Source organism: Pseudomonas sp. R45(2017) (genome assembly GCF_002112305.1).
GTDB lineage: Bacteria > Pseudomonadota > Gammaproteobacteria > Pseudomonadales > Pseudomonadaceae > Aquipseudomonas > Aquipseudomonas paraglycinae.
This window is the reverse complement of sequence record NZ_NEHH01000012.1, coordinates 58813-79042: the sequence shown is the minus strand read 5'-3', so window position 1 is coordinate 79042 and position 20230 is coordinate 58813. Positions and strand designations below refer to the sequence as shown.

Sequence of the window (20230 nt, the reverse complement as noted above, 5' to 3'; positions counted from 1 at the left end):
TTGAGGTTTACGCGGTTTCTACCGTCGGAAAACTCTTCACCAGTTCGTCCAGGGCTTTGAGCTGGGCCAGGAATGGCTCCAGTTTGTCCAGACGCAAGGCGCAAGGGCCGTCGCATTTGGCGTTGTCCGGATCCGGGTGCGCTTCGAGGAACAGGCCCGCCAGCGACTGGCTCATGCCAGCCTTGGCCAGGTCGGTGACCTGGGCGCGGCGACCGCCGGCAGAGTCGGAACGACCGCCAGGCATTTGCAGCGAATGGGTCACGTCGAAGAATACCGGGTACTCGAACTGCTTCATGATGCCGAAGCCGAGCATGTCGACCACGAGGTTGTTGTAGCCGAAGCTCGAACCGCGCTCGCAGAGGATCAACTGATCGTTACCCGCTTCCACGCACTTGTTCAGGATGTGTTTCATTTCCTGAGGCGCGAGGAACTGGGCTTTCTTGATGTTGATCACAGCGTTGGTCTTGGCCATCGCGACGACCAGATCGGTCTGGCGCGACAGGAAGGCCGGCAGCTGGATGATGTCGCAGACCTCGGCGACGACCGCGGCCTGGTCAGGCTCGTGGACGTCGGTGATGATCGGCACGCCGAAGGCTTGTTTGATGTCCTGGAAGATGCGCATGCCCTCTTCCAGGCCAGGACCGCGATAGGAGGTCACAGAAGAACGGTTGGCCTTGTCGAAGCTGGCCTTGAACACGTAAGGGATGCCGAGTTTTTCGGTGACCTTCACGTACTCTTCGCAAACCTGCATGGCCATGTCACGGCTTTCCAGCACGTTCATGCCGCCGAACAGCACCATGGGTTTGTCGTTGGCAATCTCGATGTCGCCGACGCGGATGATCTTCTGTGCCATCGGGGTTACGCCTTCTTCTGGTGTTGAGCCAATGCCGCTTTGACGAAGCCGCTGAACAGCGGATGGCCATCGCGTGGCGTCGAGGTGAACTCTGGGTGGAACTGGCAAGCGACGAACCATGGATGATCCGGAGCTTCGACCACTTCAACCAGCGCAGCATCGGAAGAGCGACCGGAGATTTTCAGGCCAGCCTCGATGATTTGCGGCAGCAGGTTGTTGTTCACTTCGTAACGGTGACGGTGACGCTCGACAATCACATCCTTGCCGTAGCAGTCGTGCACCTTGGAGCCGGCTTCGAGCAGGCATTCCTGAGCGCCGAGGCGCATGGTGCCGCCCAGATCGGACGCTTCGGTACGGGTTTCGACTGCACCGGTAGCGTCTTCCCACTCGGTGATCAGACCGACAACCGGATGGCCGCTGGCACGATCGAACTCGGTGGAGTTGGCGTCTTTCCAGCCCAGCACGTTACGGGCGAACTCGATGACCGCCACTTGCATGCCCAGGCAGATCCCCAGGTATGGAACCTTGTTTTCGCGAGCGTATTGAACGGCAGTGATCTTGCCTTCCACGCCACGCAGACCGAAGCCGCCCGGTACGAGGATCGCGTCGACGCCTTCCAGCAGCGCGGTGCCCTGGTTCTCGATGTCTTCGGAATCGATGTAGCGCAGGTTGACCTTGGTACGGTTGGTGATGCCGGCGTGACTCATCGCTTCGATCAGCGACTTGTAGGCGTCCAGCAGCTCCATGTACTTGCCGACCATCGCGATGGTGACTTCGTGCTCTGGATTGAGCTTGGCATCAACGACCTTTTCCCACTCGGACAGGTCGGCGCCATTGCATTGCAGACCGAAACGCTCGACGACGAAATCGTCCAGACCCTGAGCGTGCAGCACGGCCGGGATCTTGTAGATGGTGTCGACGTCTTCCAGGGAGATCACCGCACGCTCTTCAACGTTGGTGAACAGAGCGATCTTGCGACGCGACGACACATCCACCGGATGGTCGGAACGGCAGATCAGAACGTCTGGCTGCAGGCCGATCGAACGCAGTTCCTTCACGGAGTGCTGGGTCGGCTTGGTCTTGGTTTCGCCTGCGGTGGCGATATACGGAACCAGGGTCAGGTGCATCAGCATCGCGCGCTTGGAACCGACTTCCACACGCAGCTGGCGGATGGCTTCGAGGAACGGTTGCGATTCGATGTCGCCAACGGTGCCACCGATTTCCACCAGGGCCACGTCGGCATCGCCGGCGCCCTTGATGATGCGACGCTTAATTTCGTCGGTGATGTGCGGAATCACCTGGATGGTTGCACCCAGGTAGTCACCACGGCGCTCTTTGCGCAGCACGTGTTCGTAGACACGGCCGGTGGTGAAGTTGTTGTTCTGGGTCATGGTCGTGCGGATGAACCGCTCGTAGTGGCCCAGGTCCAGGTCGGTCTCGGCGCCGTCGTGGGTGACGAACACTTCACCGTGCTGGAACGGGCTCATTGTGCCCGGGTCGACGTTGATGTACGGATCCAGCTTCAGCATGGTGACCTTAAGCCCCCGCGCCTCCAGGATGGCCGCCAATGAAGCCGATGCAATGCCTTTCCCCAAAGAAGAAACAACACCGCCCGTGACGAATATGTAGCGCGTCATGAAAAACCCTAGAAGTCTGCGTTAAAGCGGTCCGAGCCGCCGGGGAAAGCGAAGGAAGGCCGAAGCCCCCGATCACCTGCATTAATCACAGTGCACCTTTCAAAAAAACCGCCGCGTTGGGACAGACCGGAAGTGAAAACACCGGTACGTTGCTCGCTACACATTTTTTGGAATCGCCCAGCAAAGACTGCTTGGTAATCGGCAACTCCTGCAATTCAGGCGAATCCACAGAAGTTGTATCAAGAAGGGAGCGTAGTCTACCGGAATGCCCCCTTCATCTCAAACCTTGATCTTCGTCCGAAGGCTGCCAATGCAATCGCCAGCCTTCCAGCGCATTGCCGTCGAGCCCCGGCAGGTTCGCCACGGCGAGCAATTCTTCACCGCGAAACAGCAGCGGCAATCTGCCACGCACGAAGCCCGGCACCGCGCGCTCATTGAGCAGGCGCTTGAGATCGCGATGACCGCGATCCGCCAGATGCATCACCTCGCCGCCCTGCCGGTAGCGGATTTGCAGCGGCCCGGCGGGAGTCTGGCCGATGAACATGACACGTCCGTTATCGGGCAAGCGTAGCGCCAGCGACGGCTCGTGCCAGTCGCCGCTGACCACCGGTGCGCGTAGCCATTGCCCGCTGAGCCACCACAAGCGACCGGCGCTTCGATGCAACTCGCCATCCGCCAGACGCCAGATCGGCGAGGCATCGTTGCCGGCATCGCGCAGGTCCGCCCAACCCGACCAATGGTCGGTATCCGGCAGTCGGGTCAAAGGTTCAAGCCAGTGACTGAGTGCGTTTCGCTGACGGGCATCGGACAACCCCGCGATGGCCGCAAACTCCAATGATGGCAATCCCGACCATTCGAACTCGGCGGGCAAGCTTGCTTGAGCCAGATCGATTTGAGCCAGCTCATCGAGCAAACCTTGCGCCTCACGCAGATGCGCCGCACTGCGGGCCATGCTGGCGTGAGCCTGAGGCCAGCGGCCGGTCAGCAACGGCATGACCTGATGGCGCAGATAGTTGCGCGAGAACTGTCGATCCTGATTGGAAGGGTCCTCAATCCAACGCAGACCATGGTCGTGCGCATAGGCTTCCAGCTCGGCCCGCGTAACATCGAGTAACGGCCGAACCAGACTGCCCTGCCCCAGCACGCGCTGAACTGGCATACCGGACAACCCACGCACGCCAGCGCCACGCAACAGGCGAAACAACAGCGTTTCAGCCTGATCATCGCGATGCTGCCCGGTCAGTAGCACATCATTGGCCTGTGTCGCCTCACTGAACGCCGCATAGCGCGCATCCCGCGCCGCGCGCTCCACACTCGCCCCCGGCTGCACCTGCATATGCACCACTTGCAACGGCACCGCCAGTTCATCGCAGACAGCCTGACAATGCGCCGGCCACGCGTCGGCCACAGTCTGAAGGCCGTGATGGACATGGATGGCACTTAGCGCGGGAAGGGAATGGGTTTTGGCAAGATTGGCGAGGAGGTGCAGCAGAACGGTGGAATCGAGGCCACCGGAGAAGGCGATGCGCCAATGGGAAGCGCCGAGCCAGGGCTTGAGATTGCGCAGAAGCCTGGAAGGCAAATCAATCGAGGGCTGACCCATTTTTCTACCTTTTCACAAACCAAATGTGGGAGCGGGCTTGCTCGCGAAAGCGGTGAAACAGCCAACACAGTCGTTGAATGTTACATCGCATTCGCGGGCAAGCCCGCTCCCACAGTGTTCTGCATCGTTGGCCGAAACGGCTCGACTTAGAGGCCGTAGCTCATCAGTCGATCGTAACGACGCTTGAGCAGCGCTTCGTTGTCGAACTTCTTCAGCATCGCCAGTTGCGAGCTCAGCTCGGCGCGAATCGATGCTGCGGCAGCGGCCGGATCGCGGTGAGCGCCACCCAGAGGCTCGCCGATCACCTTGTCGACGATGCCCAGGCCTTTCAGACGCTCGGCGGTGATGCCCATCGCTTCAGCAGCATCCGGCGCTTTCTCTGCGGTTTTCCACAGAATCGACGCGCAACCTTCCGGCGAGATCACCGCGTAGGTCGAGTACTGCAGCATGTTCAACTGATCGCACACGCCGATCGCCAGTGCACCGCCGGAACCACCTTCACCAATCACGGTGGCGATGATCGGGGTTTTCAGGCGAGCCATGACGCGCAGGTTCCAGGCGATCGCTTCGCTCTGGTTGCGCTCTTCGGCGTCGATGCCAGGGTAGGCGCCCGGGGTGTCGATGAAGGTCAGGATCGGCATCTTGAAACGTTCGGCCATTTCCATCAGGCGGCAAGCCTTGCGGTAGCCTTCCGGACGCGGCATGCCGAAGTTGCGGCGTACCTTTTCACGCACTTCACGGCCCTTCTGGTGACCGATCACCATCACTGGCTGGTCTTCCAGACGTGCCACGCCGCCCACAATGGCCGCGTCGTCGGAGAAGTGACGGTCACCGTGCAGTTCGTCGAACTCGGTGAAGATGTGCTCGATGTAGTCCAGGGTGTAAGGACGTTTCGGGTGACGCGCCAGACGAGCGATCTGCCAGCTGGTCAGCTTGCCGAAAATGTCTTCGGTCAGCGTCTTGCTCTTGTCCTGCAGGCGGGAGATCTCATCGCCGATATTCAGCGAATTGTCATTACCGACCAAGCGCAACTCTTCGATCTTGGCTTGCAGGTCGGCGATCGGCTGTTCGAAATCTAGAAAATTCGGGTTCATAGGCGTCCGTCTTGGGTCGTGTCCCAAATGAGCTTGGGCCGGCCGGTTGTCTATTCGCGCCCTACCTTAAGGGAGAGGCGCGCTGAGGTCGAGATTAAAAATTCAGGTTGTGGGCTGGCGCTTTGATGGCACCTCCCGGTCAACGGTATTGGAGGAAGACGTTGTCTCGCCCGAACTGGTCACGCAGGGCTTGAATCAAGGCATCCGCCGGGTCGATCCGCCAGGTCTCGCCAAACTGCAGCAAGGTCTTCGCATCGGGACTGGTGTACTCCATGGTGATCGGGCACGCCCCGCGATGACGCTTGAGCAAATCACCCAACCAGCGTAGCTGATCGCCTTTCAGGTCCTGGGTTTGCAACTTCAGGCGCAGACTCTCGGCCAGGTTGGTGCGCGCATCTTCCATGCTCATCACCCGCTTGACCCGCAGCCGCAGGCCGCCGGAGAAGTCATCGTTGCTGACCTCGCCTTCGACCACCACCATCGCATCGGTCTGAAGCAGCGATTGCGCGGAGTGGAACGCATCGGCGAACAGCGACGCCTCGATCCGTCCGGAGCGATCATCGAGGGTGATGAACCCCATCTTGTCGCCCTTTTTGTTCTTCATCACCCGCAGGGCAATGATCATCCCCGCCACGGTCTGGGTATCCCGGGCCGGTTTCAGGTCGATGATGCGCTGACGGGCGAAACGGCGGATCTCACCTTCGTACTCATCAATCGGGTGACCGGTCAGGTACAGGCCCAAGGTGTCTTTTTCACCTTTGAGGCGTTCCTTGAGCGTCAGCTCCTTCGCCTTGCGGTGGATCGCGTAAACGTCCGCGTCTTCCTCGACGAACAGCCCGCCAAACAGGTCGGCGTGGCCGCTGTCACGGGTGCGCGCGGTCTGCTCGGCCGACTTGATCGCCTCTTCCATCGCCGCCAGCAGCACGGCGCGGTTGCGGTCAATGTTGGCCTGATACGCCTTCTGCTCGTCGTGGAAGTACGGGCCGAGGCGATCCAGCGCGCCGCTGCGAATCAGACCGTCCAGCGTGCGCTTGTTGATGCGCTTGAGGTCGACCCGGGCGCAGAAGTCGAACAAATCCTTGAACGGACCGGCCTGACGGGCTTCGGTGATCGCTTCCACCGGGCCTTCGCCGACGCCTTTGATCGCGCCCAGGCCGTACACGATGCGGCCTTCGTCGTTCACCGTAAACTTGAACTCAGAGGTGTTCACGTCCGGCGCGTCGAGGCGCAGCTTCATCGTGCGCACTTCCTCGATCAAGGTCACAACCTTGTCGGTGTTGTGCATATCCGCCGACAGTACCGCGGCCATGAACGGCGCCGGGTAGTGGGCTTTCAGCCAGGCAGTCTGGTACGACACCAGGCCGTAGGCGGCGGAGTGGGATTTGTTGAAGCCGTAACCGGCGAATTTTTCCACCAGGTCGAAAATGTTACCGGCCAGATCCGCGTCGATATTGTTCGACGCACAACCCTCAATGAAACCGCCGCGCTGCTTGGCCATTTCCTCGGGTTTCTTTTTACCCATCGCCCGACGCAGCATGTCCGCACCACCGAGGGTGTAACCGGCCATGACCTGGGCGATCTGCATCACCTGTTCCTGATACAGGATGATGCCGTAGGTCGGCGCCAGTACCGGCTGCAAACCTTCGTATTGGTAATCCGGGTGCGGATAAGCAAGTTCTGCGCGACCGTGCTTACGGTTGATGAAGTCATCCACCATGCCGGACTGCAGGGGGCCCGGACGGAACAGGGCCACCAGTGCGATCAAGTCTTCGAGGCAGTCGGGCTTGAGCTTTTTGATCAGCTCTTTCATGCCGCGGGATTCGAGCTGGAATACCGCCGTGGTTTCAGCTTTTTGCAGCAACTGATAGGTCGGCTTGTCATCCAGCGGGATGAACGCGATGTCCAGCGGCGGCTCGTTGACCTTGGCGCGGTCGCGGTTGATGGTTTTCAGCGCCCAGTCGATGATCGTCAGGGTCCGCAGGCCGAGGAAGTCGAACTTCACCAGACCGGCCGCCTCGACGTCGTCCTTGTCGAACTGGGTCACCAGACCGTCGCCGGCCTCGTCGCAATAGATCGGCGAGAAGTCGGTCAGCTTGGTCGGCGCGATCACCACACCACCGGCGTGTTTACCGACGTTACGCACCACGCCTTCGAGCTTGCGCGCCATCTCCCAGATTTCCGCCGCTTCCTCATCGACCTTGATGAAGTCGCGCAGGATTTCTTCCTGCTCGTAGGCTTTTTCAAGGGTCATGCCGACTTCGAACGGAATCATCTTCGACAGGCGATCCGCCAGGCCGAACGACTTGCCCTGGGCCCGCGCCACGTCCCGCACCACAGCCTTCGCCGCCATGGAACCGAAGGTGATGATCTGGCTCACCGCGTTGCGGCCGTACTTTTCGGCCACGTAGTCGATCACCCGGTCGCGACCGTCCATGCAGAAGTCGACGTCGAAGTCGGGCATCGATACCCGTTCCGGGTTGAGGAAACGTTCGAACAGCAGGTCATATTCCAGCGGGTCGAGGTCGGTGATCTTCTGTACATAGGCCACCAGCGATCCGGCACCCGACCCCCGGCCTGGGCCCACCGGAACACCGTTGTTCTTGGCCCACTGGATAAAGTCCATCACGATCAGGAAGTAACCGGGGAACCCCATCTGGATGATGATATCCAGCTCGAAATTCAGCCGGTCGACGTAGACCTGACGCTTGGCCTCGTAGTCCTCGGTGGTGTCCTTGGGCAGCAGCACGCTGAGGCGCTCTTCCAGACCATCGAACGAGACCTTGCGGAAATATTCGTCAATGGTCATGCCATCGGGAATTGGATAGTCGGGCAGGAAGTGCTTGCCCAGCTTCACGTCGATGTTGCAGCGCTTGGCGATCTCGACGGTGTTCTCGATCGCATCGGGCAGGTCGCTGAACAGCTCGGCCATTTCCTCGGCGCTTTTCAGGTACTGCTGGTCGCTGTAGTTCTTGGATCGCCGTGGGTCGTCGAGGGCCCGGCCCTCACCGATGCAGACACGGGTTTCGTGGGCGGCGAAGTCTTCCTGCTTGATGAAGCGTACGTCGTTCGTAGCTACCAACGGCGCGCCGAGCTTGTCGGCAAGGGCCACGGCACCGTGCAACTGTTCTTCGTCGTTCGGACGGTTGGTACGCTGAATTTCCAGATAGAAACGATCCGGGAACACCGCCATCCATTCGCGGGCCAGCGCCTCGGCTTCGGCGGGGTTGCCGCCGATCATGGCCATACCGATCTCGCCTTCTTTCGCGGCGGACAGCATGATCAGGCCTTCGTTGGCCTCGGCGACCCACTCGCGCTCGATGATGACCATGCCGTTACGCTGACCGTCGATGAAGCCACGGGAAATCAGCTCGGTCAGGTTGCGATAGCCCTGGGCATTCATGACCAGCAGGCTGATCCGGCTCAGCGGCCCGTCCGGGTCCTTGTTCGACAGCCACAGGTCGGCGCCGCAGATCGGCTTGATCCCGGCACCCATGGTGTTTTTATAGAATTTGACCAGCGAACACATGTTGTTCTGGTCGGTCACCGCAACGGCCGGCATGCCCATGCCGGTCAGGGCCTTGACCAGCGGTTTGATCCGCACCAGCCCGTCGACCAGGGAGTATTCAGTGTGCAGGCGTAGATGAACGAATGAAGCCGGCATAGTGATCCTGTCCAGTTACATAGAGACAACAAGGCCCGGATTGTACCGGGCCCCGAACAAAACATCAGCCTCGCCGCTAAACCTGCGCGAGACCTTCCAGTGCTTCATAAGCCTGCCGTACCGGGGCAAAAGAACGCCGGTGAATCGGCGTCGGCCCGAGGCGTGACAGCGCTTCCAGATGAACGGGGGTCGGATAGCCTTTATGGCCGCCGATGCCGTAACCCGGGTAGATCAATTCGAACGCCGCCATCTCGCGGTCGCGGCTGACCTTGGCCAGAATCGATGCCGCTGCAATCGCCGGCACCTTGCCGTCGCCCTGCACCACCGCTTCGGAACGCATCGGCAGTTTCGGGCAGCGGTTGCCGTCGATCATTGCCAGTTTCGGCTGGATATGCAGGCCAGCGACCGCGCGCTGCATCGCCAGCATGGTGGCGTGAAGGATGTTCAGTTCGTCGATTTCTTCGACTTCGGCGCGGGCGATGCACCAGCTCAGCGCCTTCTCGCAGATTTCGTCGTAGAGCTTTTCGCGCTTGGCTTCGGTAAGTTTCTTCGAATCGTTGAGGCCGAGAATCGGACGGTTCGGATCGAGGATCACCGCTGCCGTAACGACCGCGCCGCACAACGGGCCGCGACCGACTTCATCGACGCCGGCGACCAGCTCTTCGACTTCGGCGACCAAGGTGAAATCCAGGCCCATCTGCATGCTTGTCTTGCTCATCGTGTTTGACCGATCAGGTTCAGAACGGCGTCAGCCGCCTGATTGGAAGCGTCCAGGCGCAGGGTGCGGTGGATCTCGTCGAAGCCGCGGGTCTGCTCTTCGCCACCGTCGATCAACGGCGACAGGGTCTGGGCAAGCGCCTCGACCGTCGCATCATCCTGCAACAATTCCGGGACCAGCAATCGTTGGGCCAACAGGTTCGGCAGGGACACGTACGGGCTCTTGACCATGCGTTTGAGAATCCAGAACGTCAGCGGAGCAAGACGATAGGCCACGACCATCGGGCGCTTGTACAACAGCGCTTCAAGGGTTGCCGTACCCGACGCGATCAGGACCGCATTGCACGCCGCCAGCGCCAGATGGGATTTGCCATCGAGCAGGGTCACCGGCAGGTCGCGGCCGGCCAGCAGCTCTTCGAGCTGGGCACGACGCTCGGGGTTGGCGCACGGTATGACGAAACGCACGCCTGGGCGCATGGCCCGCACGCGCTGGGCAGTATCGAGGAACAGCGCCCCCAGACGACTGACTTCACCGCCCCGGCTGCCGGGCATCAAAGCCACCAGCGGACCATCCGGCAAACCGAGTTCGGCGCGCGCAGCAGAGCGATCAGCCTCCAGCGGAATGGTGTCGGCCAGCGTATGGCCGACGAACCGCACCGGTACGCCCTTCTCTTCGTAGAATCTGGCTTCGAACGGCAGCAGCGTAAGCATCAGGTCGCAGCCTTCGCGGATCTTCAAGACCCGCTTCTGCCGCCACGCCCACACCGACGGGCTGACGTAATGCACGGTCTTGATTCCGGCCTGACGTAGCTTGAGTTCGATATTGAGGTTGAAGTCCGGCGCGTCGATACCGATGAATACGTCTGGCTTCTCGGCAATCAGGGTAGCAATCAGGTCCTTGCGGCGCTTGAGCAGCTCACGCAACCGCCCCAGGACCTCAACCAACCCCATGACCGACAGACGCTCCATCGGAAAATAGGAAGTCAGGCCTTCGGCCTGCATCAGCGGACCGCCGACACCGATGAACTCCACCGCGGGATGCTGTGCCTTGAGCGCACGCATGAGACCGGCACCCAGAATGTCACCGGAAGCCTCCCCCGCCACCAGCGCAATACGAAGATTGGCCATGATCAGCGGGTGATGCCGCGAGACGACGACTGAATGGAGTCACGGAACACCGCGACTTCCGGGAACTGGGCGGACGGTTCGGCGAGTTCGGCCAGCGCCTGCTCGACAGTCAGTCCCTGGCGATACACCGTTTTGTATGCACGGCGCAGGGCGTGAATGGCGTCTTCGCTGAAACCGCGACGGCGCATGCCCTCGAAGTTCATGCTGCGCGCTTCGGCCGGGTTGCCAAATACAGTGACGAACGCCGGAACATCCTTGCCGATGGCCGTGCCCATACCGGAAAAGCTGTGGGCGCCAATGTGGCAATACTGATGCACCAGGGTGAAACCGGACAGGATCGCCCAGTCATCAACGTGCACATGGCCGGCCAACGCGGTGTTGTTGACCAGGATGCAGTGGTTGCCGATGACGCTGTCATGTCCGATGTGGGCATAGGCCATGATCAGGTTGTGATCACCCAAGGTCGTTTCGGAACGATCCTGCACGGTGCCACGGTGAATCGTCACGCCTTCACGGATGACATTATGGTCACCGATCACCAGGCGCGTTTCTTCGCCCTTGTATTTCAGGTCCGGCGTGTCTTCGCCTACAGAGGAAAACTGGTAGATGCGATTGTGCCTGCCGATACGGGTCGGACCTTTGAGGATCACGTGTGGCCCGATGACCGTTCCCTCGCCGATTTCCACACCTGCACCGATGATCGACCACGGGCCGACCTCGACGCCATCAGCCAGGACGGCCGACGGATCGATGATTGCGCGAGGGTCAATCAAACTCATAGCTTGCGTTCCGCACAAATGATTTCAGCCGAGCAGACCGGTTTGCCATCGACCGAAGCCTGGCATTCGAACTTCCAGATCTGACGCTTGCAACTGATGAACTTGGCTTCAAGGATCAACTGATCACCCGGCAGCACTGGCTGGCGGAAGCGCAGCTTGTCGGAACCGACGAAGTAGTAAAGGGTGCCGTCGGCCGGTTTCACGTCAAGCATCTTGAAACCGAGGATCCCGGCAGCCTGAGCCATGGCTTCGATGATCAGCACGCCCGGCATGATCGGGTGCGCAGGGAAGTGACCATTGAAGAACGGTTCGTTGATGCTGACATTCTTGTAGGCGCGAATGCGCTTGCCTTCCGTATCCAGCTCCACTACCCGGTCCACCAGCAGGAACGGGTAACGGTGAGGCAGGTATTCGCGAATCTCGTTGATGTCCATCATTTCGGGGGGAAGCCTATGTAAAGATTGGGAGCGCGACTGACGCGCACTCCTCTAGCAAATCAAGGAGGCAGTCCAGAGGCTGTGCACACTTGATATGGAAATGGTATCAGCCTTCAGATGAAGCATTACCGTCGGGGGTCACTTCCCCGGACCGCTTTTCCAGCTGTTTCAAACGTCGCGCGATGTCATCGAGCTGACGAATACGGGCCGCGCTTTTGCGCCATTCGGCCGCAGGTTGCATAGCTGTGCCGGAAGAATAGGCACCCGGCTCGGTAATCGAGTGGGTCACCATGGTCATCCCGGTCAGGAATACGTTGTCGCAAATATCGATGTGCCCTACCAGGCCAACACCGCCGGCGAGCATGCAGTGCTTGCCGATTTTGGTGCTGCCGGAAATCCCCACGCACGCCGCCATGGCGGTGTGGTCACCGACCTGCACGTTGTGGGCGATCTGAATCTGGTTGTCGAGCTTCACGCCATTGCCGATCACGGTATCGGCCAACGCACCGCGGTCGATGGCGGTATTCACGCCGATCTCCACATCGTCGCCGATGGTCACGCCACCGATCTGGGCGATCTTTTGCCAGATGCCCTTCTCGTTGGCAAAGCCGAAGCCTTCACCGCCGAGCACAGCACCGGACTGGATCACCACACGCTTGCCGATCCGCACATCGTGATACAGCGTGACCCGCGGGGCCAGCCAGCCGCCCTCGCCGATTTCGCTGCGGGCACCGACAACGCAATGCGCGCCGAGTGTCACGCCTGCACCGATTCGAGCCCCGGCTTCGATCACCACGAAGGGACCGACACTGGCGCTCGGATCAACCACGGCATCCTCGGCAATCACCGCTGTTGGATGAACGCCGGCAGTTGCCTTGGGCTTTGGATCGAACAGATGGGAAATGCGCGCGTAAGCCAGGTAAGGATCCGGCACCACCAACGCATCACCGGCATAACCTTCCGCGTCGGCAGCCTTGAGCAACAGGGCTGCGGCTTGCGAGCCTGCCAGGTATTTACGGTATTGGGGGTTTGCCAGAAAGCTCAACTGAGCTGGGCCAGCCTCCTGCAAGGTGGCTAGCCCAGTGATTTGCTTCTCGGGGTCGCCACTCAGGGTGGCGCCGAGGAACTCGGCCAACTGGCCGAGCTTGATAGTCACGGTCATGGGTTACTTCAGCTGATTCATGCGCTCGATAACCTGGCGCGTGATGTCGTACTGAGGTTTGACATCGATCACTGCGCCACGCTCGAACACCAGGTCAAAACCACCTTTCTTGATGACTTCTTCCACTGCGCTATCCAGCTTCGGCTTCAGTTGCTTGAGCATTTCGCGGTCGGCAACGGCCTTGGCTTCGTTCAGTTCCTTGGACTGGAACTGGAAGTCACGAGCCTTTTGCTTGAACTCAAGCTCCAGACGCTCGCGCTCGCCTTGCTGCATCTTGTCGCCACCGGCCATCAGGCGATCCTGAATGCCCTTGGCGCTGCTTTCCAGGGTCTTGAGCTTGGTCAGTTGAGGGCCGAATTTCTTCTCGGCATCCACGGCGTACTTCTTGGCCGCGTCGGATTCCAGCAGCGCCATCTGATAGTTCAGAACGGCGATTTTCATGTCGGCAAATGCCGGGCCTGCCACCAGTACGGAGGCCAGGAGAACCAATTGAGTCAACTTACGCACGATGCACTCCTACAAAATCCATTGTCGTTATCTTGGGTCAAACGCTTAGAACGTCTGACCGAGGGAGAATTGGAACACTTGAGTTTCAGCGTCATCCGGTTTCTTGATCGGCATAGCCAGTGCAAAACTCAGCGGACCCAGTGCGGTGACCCAGGTCACGCCGACACCGACGGAGCTGGCCATGTTGCTAAGACTGATGTCGTTGCATTGGGTATTCGACTTCGTACCGTTGGCGTTCGTAGTATCGGAACACTTGGAGTCGAACACGTTACCGACATCCCAGAATACCGAAGTACGCAGCGAACGCTGATCCTTGACGAACGGGAGCGGGAACAGAACCTCGACACCGCCCTGGATCAGGACGTTACCACCGAACGGCAGCGGATCCTGGTCCGGGTCTCTCGCCGTGCCCGGGTTACTCCCCGTACTTGGCGTGCTTCGCGGGCCAAGGGTGCTGTCCTTGAAGCCACGCACCGAGTTGAAACCACCAGCATAGTAGTTTTCATAGAACGGCAAGCCGTCGGTCGAACCGTAACCGTCGCCATAGCCCAGTTCAGTGTGCAGGCGCAGAGTGTAGTTATCGGTGATCGGCTGGAACAGCTGACCGCGGTAATCGAGCTTGAAGAACGACAGATCGCTGCCTGGAACGGTAGTTTCCAGCGTCAGGCTCTGGGAGCGACCACGGGTCGGCAGTACACCTTTGTTCAAGGTGGACTCGGACCAGCCGGCCGAGGCCTTGAAGTTCAGGTACTTGTCGCCTTCCCTGTTAACGAAGTCGAAAATCTCGTCAACGGTGTAGGTACCGGTCTTGATCTCGTCCTGTTGAACGGACAGACCAAAGGTCAGACGCGAAGTCTCGCTGATCGGGTAGCCCACGTTCACGCCGGCGCCCAGGCTGTCTACCGCATAGCTCGCCACATCGACGTCGAGGTCTTTGTAGTCGGTGGTACGGTAGAACGCGTTGTAACCCAGGCTCACGCCATCGGCGGTCCAGTAGGGGTCAACGTAGCCGAAGTTGTAGCGGCTCTGGTATTCGCTGCGGGTCAGGCCGACGCTGACGCGGTTACCGGTACCGAGGAAGTTGTTCTGGGTGATCGAACCACCGAGGATCAGACCGGCGCTCTGGGCGAAACCGACGCTGGCGGTGATCGAACCGGAAGCCTGCTCTTCAACGCTGTAGTTCACGTCAACCTGGTCGTCGACACCTGGCACGGCCGGGGTTTCGACGTTGACTTCTTTAAAGAAGCCCAGACGCTCCAGACGGGTCTTGGACTGGTCGATCAGGTAGGTCGAAGCCCAGCCACCTTCCATTTGACGCATTTCACGACGCAGCACTTCGTCCTCGGACTTGGTGTTGCCACGGAAATTGATGCGATTGACGTAGGCACGCTTGCCTGGATCGACAGCAAACAGGATATCGACGGTGTGATCTTCGTCGTGCGGTTGCGGTACGCCGTTGACGTTGGCGAAGGTGTAACCCTCGTTACCCAGACGACGGGTGATCAGTTCGGAGGTGGTGGTCATCAGCTTGCGCGAGAACACCTGGCCTTTCTGCACCAGCAACAGCGACTTGACCTGGTCTTCAGGAACCTTCAGGTCACCGCTGAGTTTGACGTCACGAACGGTGTACTTCTCGCCTTCGTTGACGTTGACGGTGATGTAGACGTGCTTCTTGTCCGGGGTGATGGACACCTGGGTCGAAGCGATATCCATGTTGATATAGCCGCGGTCCAGGTAGTAGGAACGCAGACGCTCCAGGTCACCGGACAGTTTTTCACGGGCGTACTTGTCATCGTTCTTGAAGAACGACAGCCAGTTGGTGGTTTTCAGTTCGAACAGGTCGGTCAGGTCTTCTTCGGGGAAAACCGTGTTGCCAACCACGTTGATGTGCTGAATGGCAGCAACGGTGCCTTCGTTGATCTTCACTTTCAGGCCGACACGGTTGCGCGGCTGCGAAACCACTTCGGTATCGACGGTAGCCGAGTAACGACCTTGTGCAACGTATTGACGTTGCAGCTCGTTACGCACGCCTTCGAGGGTCGCGCGCTGGAAGATCTCGCCTTCGGCCAGACCGGATTGCTTGAGGCCTTTCATCAGGTCTTCGGTGGAGATCGCCTTGTTGCCTTCAATCTCGATGCTGGCGACCGAGGGACGTTCGACGACGGTGATCACCAGAACGTTGCCTTCGCGGCCCAGCTGGATATCTTGAAAGAAACCGGTTTTGAACAACGCACGAGTGGATTCCACCAGGCGACGATCATCCGCCTGCTCGCCGACGTTCAACGGCAAGGCACCAAAGACGCTACCCGCGGAGACCCGCTGGAGGCCATTGACGCGAATATCAGAGATAGTGAAGGACTCGGCGTGAACTTCGGCGATCATCAATACGGTGAGAACCGCAGTTAGCAGCAGACGTTTCATGAAGTCCTTTCTTATTCCAACTGGCAATAAACAAACTGCCGCAAAATGCGGCAGATTCGCAATTCAGCGAAGCGTTACAGTCGACCCAGATCGTTGACCAGAGCAAGCAACATCACCCCGACCACCAAACTGATACCGATCTGTATCCCCCAACCTTGCACCCGATCCGACAAGGGACGACCACGCGCCCACTCGATCAGATAAAACAACAAATGCCCCCCATCCAGTACAGGAATGGGCAGCAAATTCAGAACCCCCAGGCTAATACTCAGATAAGCAAGGAAATTCAGGAAATCAGCGACGCCCGACTGGGCAGAAGCGCCCGCCACTTTAGCAATGGTTATCGGTCCACTCAAGTTTTTTACCGAGAGCTCGCCGAAGAGCATTTTCTTCAGTGAATCCAGCGTCAGGACGCTCATGGTCCAGGTACGACGGGCACCCTCGCCAATTGCTGCCAAAGGCCCGTAACTGACCTCGCGGATCATCTCCGGCGGCCAGTCGACAGCCTTCACGCCCGCGCCCAGGTAACCGCTTGGTGACTTCTTCTCGCCCCGCGCGGCCAGTGTGACAGGGACGTCGATTGGAACACCGTCGCGCTCGACGCGCAGCACGATTTTGGTATCAGGACGCGTACGAACGGTGTCGACCACCTGCTGCCAGTCATCCAGCGCCTTGCCATCGAGCGTCAGCAGACGATCGCCGGTTTTCAGCCCGGCTGCCTGGGCCGGACCTTTCGGGTCGAGTTCGGCCAGCACTGGCGGCAATGCCGGACGCCAAGGGCGAATGCCGAGAGAGCGAATCGGATCCGGCTCGTCAGCCCCCTTGAGCCATTTATCGAGTGCCAGTTCACGAGGCGTATCAGCCGTAGAGCCCTGCTCGCGCACCAGCACCTGCAAGGAACCGCTTTCCCCGAGACGTCGCACCAGTTGCAGGTTGACTGCCGCCCAGCCCGAGGTCGGCTCACCGTCGATCGCGACGATTTCCTGACCGGCGCTCAGTCCGGCCGTTGCAGCGATGCTGCCGGACTCCACCGAACCGATGACCGGGCGAATCTGCTCGCTGCCGAGCATGGCCAGCACCCAGAAGAACACCAGCGCAAGCAGAAAGTTGGCCACAGGACCGGCGGCGACGATCGCGATGCGTTGACGAACGGACTTGCGATTGAATGATTGATGAAGCTGATCGGCCGGTACTTCGCCCTCGCGCTCGTCGAGCATCTTGACGTAGCCACCCAGCGGAATGGCCGCGACCACGAACTCAGTGCCCTGCTTATCGTGCCAGCGCAGCAGCGGCATGCCGAAGCCCACGGAGAAACGCAGAACCTTCACGCCACAGCGACGCGCGACCCAGAAATGGCCGAATTCGTGAAAGGTGACCAGCACACCCAAAGCGATCAGGGTGCCGGCAATCATATAGAGCGCGCTCATCTACTTTCTCCGCAATCCTGTCCAGTGCCGCGTGAAGCCATGTGTTGCAAGACCTATCGGCCGTGACGACTTAACCACTGCCCGGCCAATGTCCGGGCAGTCGCGTCAGCGGTGAACACCGCATCGAGATTGTCCAGGGCCACCACAGGTTCGAGGTTCAAGACTTCCTCGATGATACTCGCGATTTCCAGGTAGCGAACCCGTCCGTCGAGAAACGCGGCGACCGCCACTTCATTCGCCGCATTGAGCATGGCCGGGGCGCTGTTTCCCGCCTCGGCAGCCTGGCGCGCCAGACGCAGGCACGGGAAGCGCTCTTCGTCGGGTGCTTCGAAATCCAGGCGTGCTACAGCGAACAGATCCAGCGGCGCCACGCCCGAGTCAATGCGCTCAGGCCAGGCCAGGGCGTTGGCAATCGGCGTGCGCATGTCGGGATTGCCCAACTGCGCCAGCACCGAACCGTCCACGTAATCGACCAGCGAATGAATCACGCTCTGCGGATGAATCACCACCTCGACTTGCGATGGCTTGGCATCGAACAACCAGCAGGCCTCGATCAATTCGAGCCCTTTGTTCATCATGCTGGCCGAATCGACCGAGATCTTGCGACCCATCGACCAGTTCGGGTGCGCACACGCCTGATCGGGTGAAACATGTGCCAGCTCGGCCATCGGCGTCTGCCGGAAAGGGCCACCAGAGGCCGTGAGCAAAATCCGGCGGACCCCAACGTTGCTCAACCCGCGAGCAAAGTCCTGTGGCATGCACTGGAAAATCGCGTTGTGCTCGCTATCGATCGGCAACAGGACCGAACCGCTCTTGCGCACGGCCTGCATGAACAAGGCGCCGGACATGACCAGCGCTTCCTTGTTGGCCAGAAGAATCTTCTTGCCCGCCTCAACTGCCGCCAAAGTCGGGCGCAAGCCGGCAGCGCCGACGATGGCGGCCATGACAGCATCCACCTCCGGTGCAGCAGCGACCTGGCACAAGCCTTCTTCGCCGACCAGCACCTGCGTCGACAGGCCCGCAGCACGCAAATCGTCCTGCAGGCTGCGGGCAGCGCCGGCTTCCGGCACTACCGCATATTTCGGGAGATGGCGAACACACAGGGCAAACAGTTCGCTCAGACGGGTAAAACCGCTCAGGGCGAAAGCCTGATAACGCTCCGGATGCCGGGCGATGACATCCAGGGTGCTCAGACCGATCGAACCGGTCGCCCCCAGGACGGTAATCTGCTGTGGGCGACTCACGACGCCGCCATCCACAACAGCACCGCGAAGACCGGGATCGCCGCCGTCAGGCTGTCGATGCGATCCAGTACACCACCATGACCGGGCAGCAGATTACTGCTGTCCTTGATGCCGGACTGACGCTTGAACATGCTTTCGGTCAGGTCACCCACCACCGAGATGAAGACGATCACCGCAGCGCCGATCAAGCCCTTGAACAGTTGTGCCACCGTCCAGTCACGGACCAGCGCGACCAGGGTGGTGATGACCAGGCTCAGCGCCAGACCGCCATACACGCCCTCCCAGCTTTTGCCGGGACTGACTTGCGGCGCCAGCTTGCGCTTGCCGAACGCGCGACCGGAGAAATAGGCACCGATATCAGCGCCCCACACCAGCACCATCACCGCCATGATCAGCCAGTTGCCCAGCGGATACTGCTTGATCTGCACCAAACCTTGCCAGGCAGGCAACAGAATCAACAGACCGATCACCAGCTTGGCGGCGGCGCTGGACCAATGCTCGCTGGAGCGCGGGTAAGTCAGCACCAGCCAGGTCGCCAATGCCCACCAGATCACCGAAGCACCCAACACCCAAGGCGCCAGCCCCGGCAGGATGTACATGACGAACAGCATCAGCGCGACCACCGCCGCGTAGCCGACACGAAATGCCTGTGCGGTGAAGCCGGCCAGACGCGCCCATTCCCAGGCGCCCAGACTTACGACCAGCCCGATGAACAGAGCAAAACCGGAACCCTCGAGCAGGAAAAAACCGCCCAGGGCGATCGGCAGCAGAATCAGTGCAGTGATGATGCGTTGTTTAAGCATTAAACCCGGGCTCCAGCTTCGACCTGCTCGCTCGTTTTACCGAAGCGGCGCTGGCGCAAAGCGAAATCGGCCAGCGCATTGCGCATGGCTTCGTGTTTGAAGTCCGGCCAGAACAGGTCGGAGAAGTACAGCTCGGCGTAAGCCAGCTGCCACAAGAGGAAATTGCTGATGCGGTGCTCGCCGCCGGTGCGGATGCACAAGTCGGGCAACGGCAGATCACCGGTAACCAGGCAGGTCTGCAGCAGATCCGGCGTGATGTCTTCCGGCCGCAGATGACCAGCCTGAACTTCACGCGCCAGACGCTGCGCCGCTTGCGCAATGTCCCACTGACCGCCGTAGTTGGCGGCGATCTGCAGGATGAAACGGTTGGCACCGGCGGTCATCGCTTCCGCTTCACGCATGGCGGCCTGAAGCTCCGGATGGAACCGCGTACGGTCACCGATGATGCGCAGACTGATGTTGTTGTCATTCAGGCGCTTTGCCTCGCGACGCAACGCCTTGAAGAACAGATCCATCAAGGCGCTGACCTCATCGGCCGGGCGCTGCCAGTTTTCACTGGAAAAGGCGAACAGGGTGAGCACCTCGACCTTGGCCTCGGCACACACCTCGATCACCGCCCGCACAGCGTCTACGCCCGCCTTATGCCCGGCGACACCCGGCATGAAGCGTTTTTTCGCCCAGCGATTATTGCCATCCATGATGATCGCGACATGGCGCGGCACCGCGGACGGCGCAGTCTGCTTGGTCTTGTCCATTT

Annotated in this window: 16 protein-coding genes; all 16 read right to left on the bottom strand. The window is 60.1% G+C overall.

From position 1 onward, the window contains the following. Positions 1-7: 7 nt before the first annotated feature. A complete protein-coding gene (gene kdsA / locus CAF74_RS25065; protein WP_007954807.1) occupies positions 8-853 on the bottom strand; it encodes a 3-deoxy-8-phosphooctulonate synthase in 846 nt (281 codons plus the stop codon). A gap of 5 nt (positions 854-858) precedes the next feature. Further along, positions 859-2490: a CTP synthase gene (locus CAF74_RS25060; RefSeq protein WP_007954805.1), complete on the bottom strand. Its 1632-nt coding sequence runs from the start codon at positions 2488-2490 to the stop codon at positions 859-861. Between the two features lie 274 nt (positions 2491-2764). After that, complete coding sequence (gene tilS / locus CAF74_RS25055; RefSeq protein WP_085748117.1) at positions 2765-4093, bottom strand: tRNA lysidine(34) synthetase TilS; 1329 nt, start codon at positions 4091-4093, stop codon at positions 2765-2767. Positions 4094-4239: 146 nt separating this feature from the next. Beyond that, on the bottom strand, positions 4240-5187 hold the full coding sequence (locus CAF74_RS25050) for an acetyl-CoA carboxylase carboxyltransferase subunit alpha (protein ID WP_085748116.1): 948 nt from the start codon (positions 5185-5187) through the stop codon (positions 4240-4242). Positions 5188-5326: 139 nt separating this feature from the next. After that, positions 5327-8848, bottom strand: coding sequence for a DNA polymerase III subunit alpha (dnaE, locus tag CAF74_RS25045; RefSeq protein WP_085748115.1), 3522 nt, complete (start codon positions 8846-8848; stop codon positions 5327-5329). A 76-nt stretch (positions 8849-8924) separates the two neighbouring features. Next, positions 8925-9551 (bottom strand): ribonuclease HII, encoded by a 627-nt coding sequence (gene rnhB, locus CAF74_RS25040; RefSeq protein ID WP_085748114.1) that lies wholly within the window; start codon positions 9549-9551, stop codon positions 8925-8927. An 11-nt stretch (positions 9552-9562) separates the two neighbouring features. Beyond that, the gene (gene lpxB / locus CAF74_RS25035) at positions 9563-10693 is read right to left on the bottom strand and encodes a lipid-A-disaccharide synthase (RefSeq protein ID WP_085748113.1); all 1131 of its coding nucleotides are present in this window, start codon (positions 10691-10693) and stop codon (positions 9563-9565) included. Between the two features lie 2 nt (positions 10694-10695). Beyond that, positions 10696-11472 carry an acyl-ACP--UDP-N-acetylglucosamine O-acyltransferase gene (lpxA, locus tag CAF74_RS25030; RefSeq protein ID WP_085748112.1) on the bottom strand — a complete coding sequence of 259 codons (777 nt, stop codon included), beginning with the start codon at positions 11470-11472 and terminating at the stop codon, positions 10696-10698. Beyond that, a complete protein-coding gene (gene fabZ, locus CAF74_RS25025) occupies positions 11469-11909 on the bottom strand; it encodes a 3-hydroxyacyl-ACP dehydratase FabZ (RefSeq protein WP_003222142.1) in 441 nt (146 codons plus the stop codon). Before fabZ ends, lpxA begins: the two co-directional genes overlap by 4 nt. 106 nt (positions 11910-12015) lie before the next feature. Beyond that, positions 12016-13071, bottom strand: a complete 1056-nt coding sequence (gene lpxD / locus CAF74_RS25020) for a UDP-3-O-(3-hydroxymyristoyl)glucosamine N-acyltransferase (protein ID WP_085748111.1) — start codon at positions 13069-13071, stop codon at positions 12016-12018. Between the two features lie 3 nt (positions 13072-13074). Next, positions 13075-13578 (bottom strand): OmpH family outer membrane protein, encoded by a 504-nt coding sequence (locus CAF74_RS25015; RefSeq protein ID WP_003222140.1) that lies wholly within the window; start codon positions 13576-13578, stop codon positions 13075-13077. Between the two features lie 45 nt (positions 13579-13623). Next, positions 13624-15999: an outer membrane protein assembly factor BamA gene (gene bamA, locus CAF74_RS25010; protein WP_085748110.1), complete on the bottom strand. Its 2376-nt coding sequence runs from the start codon at positions 15997-15999 to the stop codon at positions 13624-13626. Between the two features lie 74 nt (positions 16000-16073). Further along, entirely contained in the window at positions 16074-17426 is a 1353-nt protein-coding gene (gene rseP, locus CAF74_RS25005; RefSeq protein ID WP_085748109.1) for a sigma E protease regulator RseP, read from the bottom strand. 53 nt (positions 17427-17479) lie between these two features. After that, positions 17480-18670: a 1-deoxy-D-xylulose-5-phosphate reductoisomerase gene (gene ispC, locus CAF74_RS25000; protein ID WP_085748108.1), complete on the bottom strand. Its 1191-nt coding sequence runs from the start codon at positions 18668-18670 to the stop codon at positions 17480-17482. Beyond that, positions 18667-19473 carry a phosphatidate cytidylyltransferase gene (locus CAF74_RS24995; RefSeq protein WP_085748107.1) on the bottom strand — a complete coding sequence of 269 codons (807 nt, stop codon included), beginning with the start codon at positions 19471-19473 and terminating at the stop codon, positions 18667-18669. The genes ispC and CAF74_RS24995 overlap by 4 nt, the downstream gene beginning before the upstream one ends. After that, positions 19473-20228: a polyprenyl diphosphate synthase gene (gene uppS / locus CAF74_RS24990; RefSeq protein WP_007954779.1), complete on the bottom strand. Its 756-nt coding sequence runs from the start codon at positions 20226-20228 to the stop codon at positions 19473-19475. The genes CAF74_RS24995 and uppS overlap by 1 nt, the downstream gene beginning before the upstream one ends. Positions 20229-20230: the final 2 nt, after the last annotated feature.

Coding starts and splice junctions, on each gene's coding strand:
- CAF74_RS24995 (WP_085748107.1), bottom strand. CDS start 19,473: ATGCTTAAACAACGCATCATCACTGCACTGATTCTGCTGCCGATCGCC.
- uppS (WP_007954779.1), bottom strand. CDS start 20,228: ATGGACAAGACCAAGCAGACTGCGCCGTCCGCGGTGCCGCGCCATGTC.
- lpxB (WP_085748113.1), bottom strand. CDS start 10,693: ATGGCCAATCTTCGTATTGCGCTGGTGGCGGGGGAGGCTTCCGGTGAC.
- rseP (WP_085748109.1), bottom strand. CDS start 17,426: ATGAGCGCGCTCTATATGATTGCCGGCACCCTGATCGCTTTGGGTGTG.
- fabZ (WP_003222142.1), bottom strand. CDS start 11,909: ATGATGGACATCAACGAGATTCGCGAATACCTGCCTCACCGTTACCCG.
- kdsA (WP_007954807.1), bottom strand. CDS start 853: ATGGCACAGAAGATCATCCGCGTCGGCGACATCGAGATTGCCAACGAC.
- lpxA (WP_085748112.1), bottom strand. CDS start 11,472: ATGAGTTTGATTGACCCTCGCGCAATCATCGATCCGTCGGCCGTCCTG.
- dnaE (WP_085748115.1), bottom strand. CDS start 8,848: ATGCCGGCTTCATTCGTTCATCTACGCCTGCACACTGAATACTCCCTG.
- bamA (WP_085748110.1), bottom strand. CDS start 15,999: ATGAAACGTCTGCTGCTAACTGCGGTTCTCACCGTATTGATGATCGCC.
- lpxD (WP_085748111.1), bottom strand. CDS start 13,071: ATGACCGTGACTATCAAGCTCGGCCAGTTGGCCGAGTTCCTCGGCGCC.
- tilS (WP_085748117.1), bottom strand. CDS start 4,093: ATGGGTCAGCCCTCGATTGATTTGCCTTCCAGGCTTCTGCGCAATCTC.
- CAF74_RS25050 (WP_085748116.1), bottom strand. CDS start 5,187: ATGAACCCGAATTTTCTAGATTTCGAACAGCCGATCGCCGACCTGCAA.
- CAF74_RS25060 (WP_007954805.1), bottom strand. CDS start 2,490: ATGACGCGCTACATATTCGTCACGGGCGGTGTTGTTTCTTCTTTGGGG.
- rnhB (WP_085748114.1), bottom strand. CDS start 9,551: ATGCAGATGGGCCTGGATTTCACCTTGGTCGCCGAAGTCGAAGAGCTG.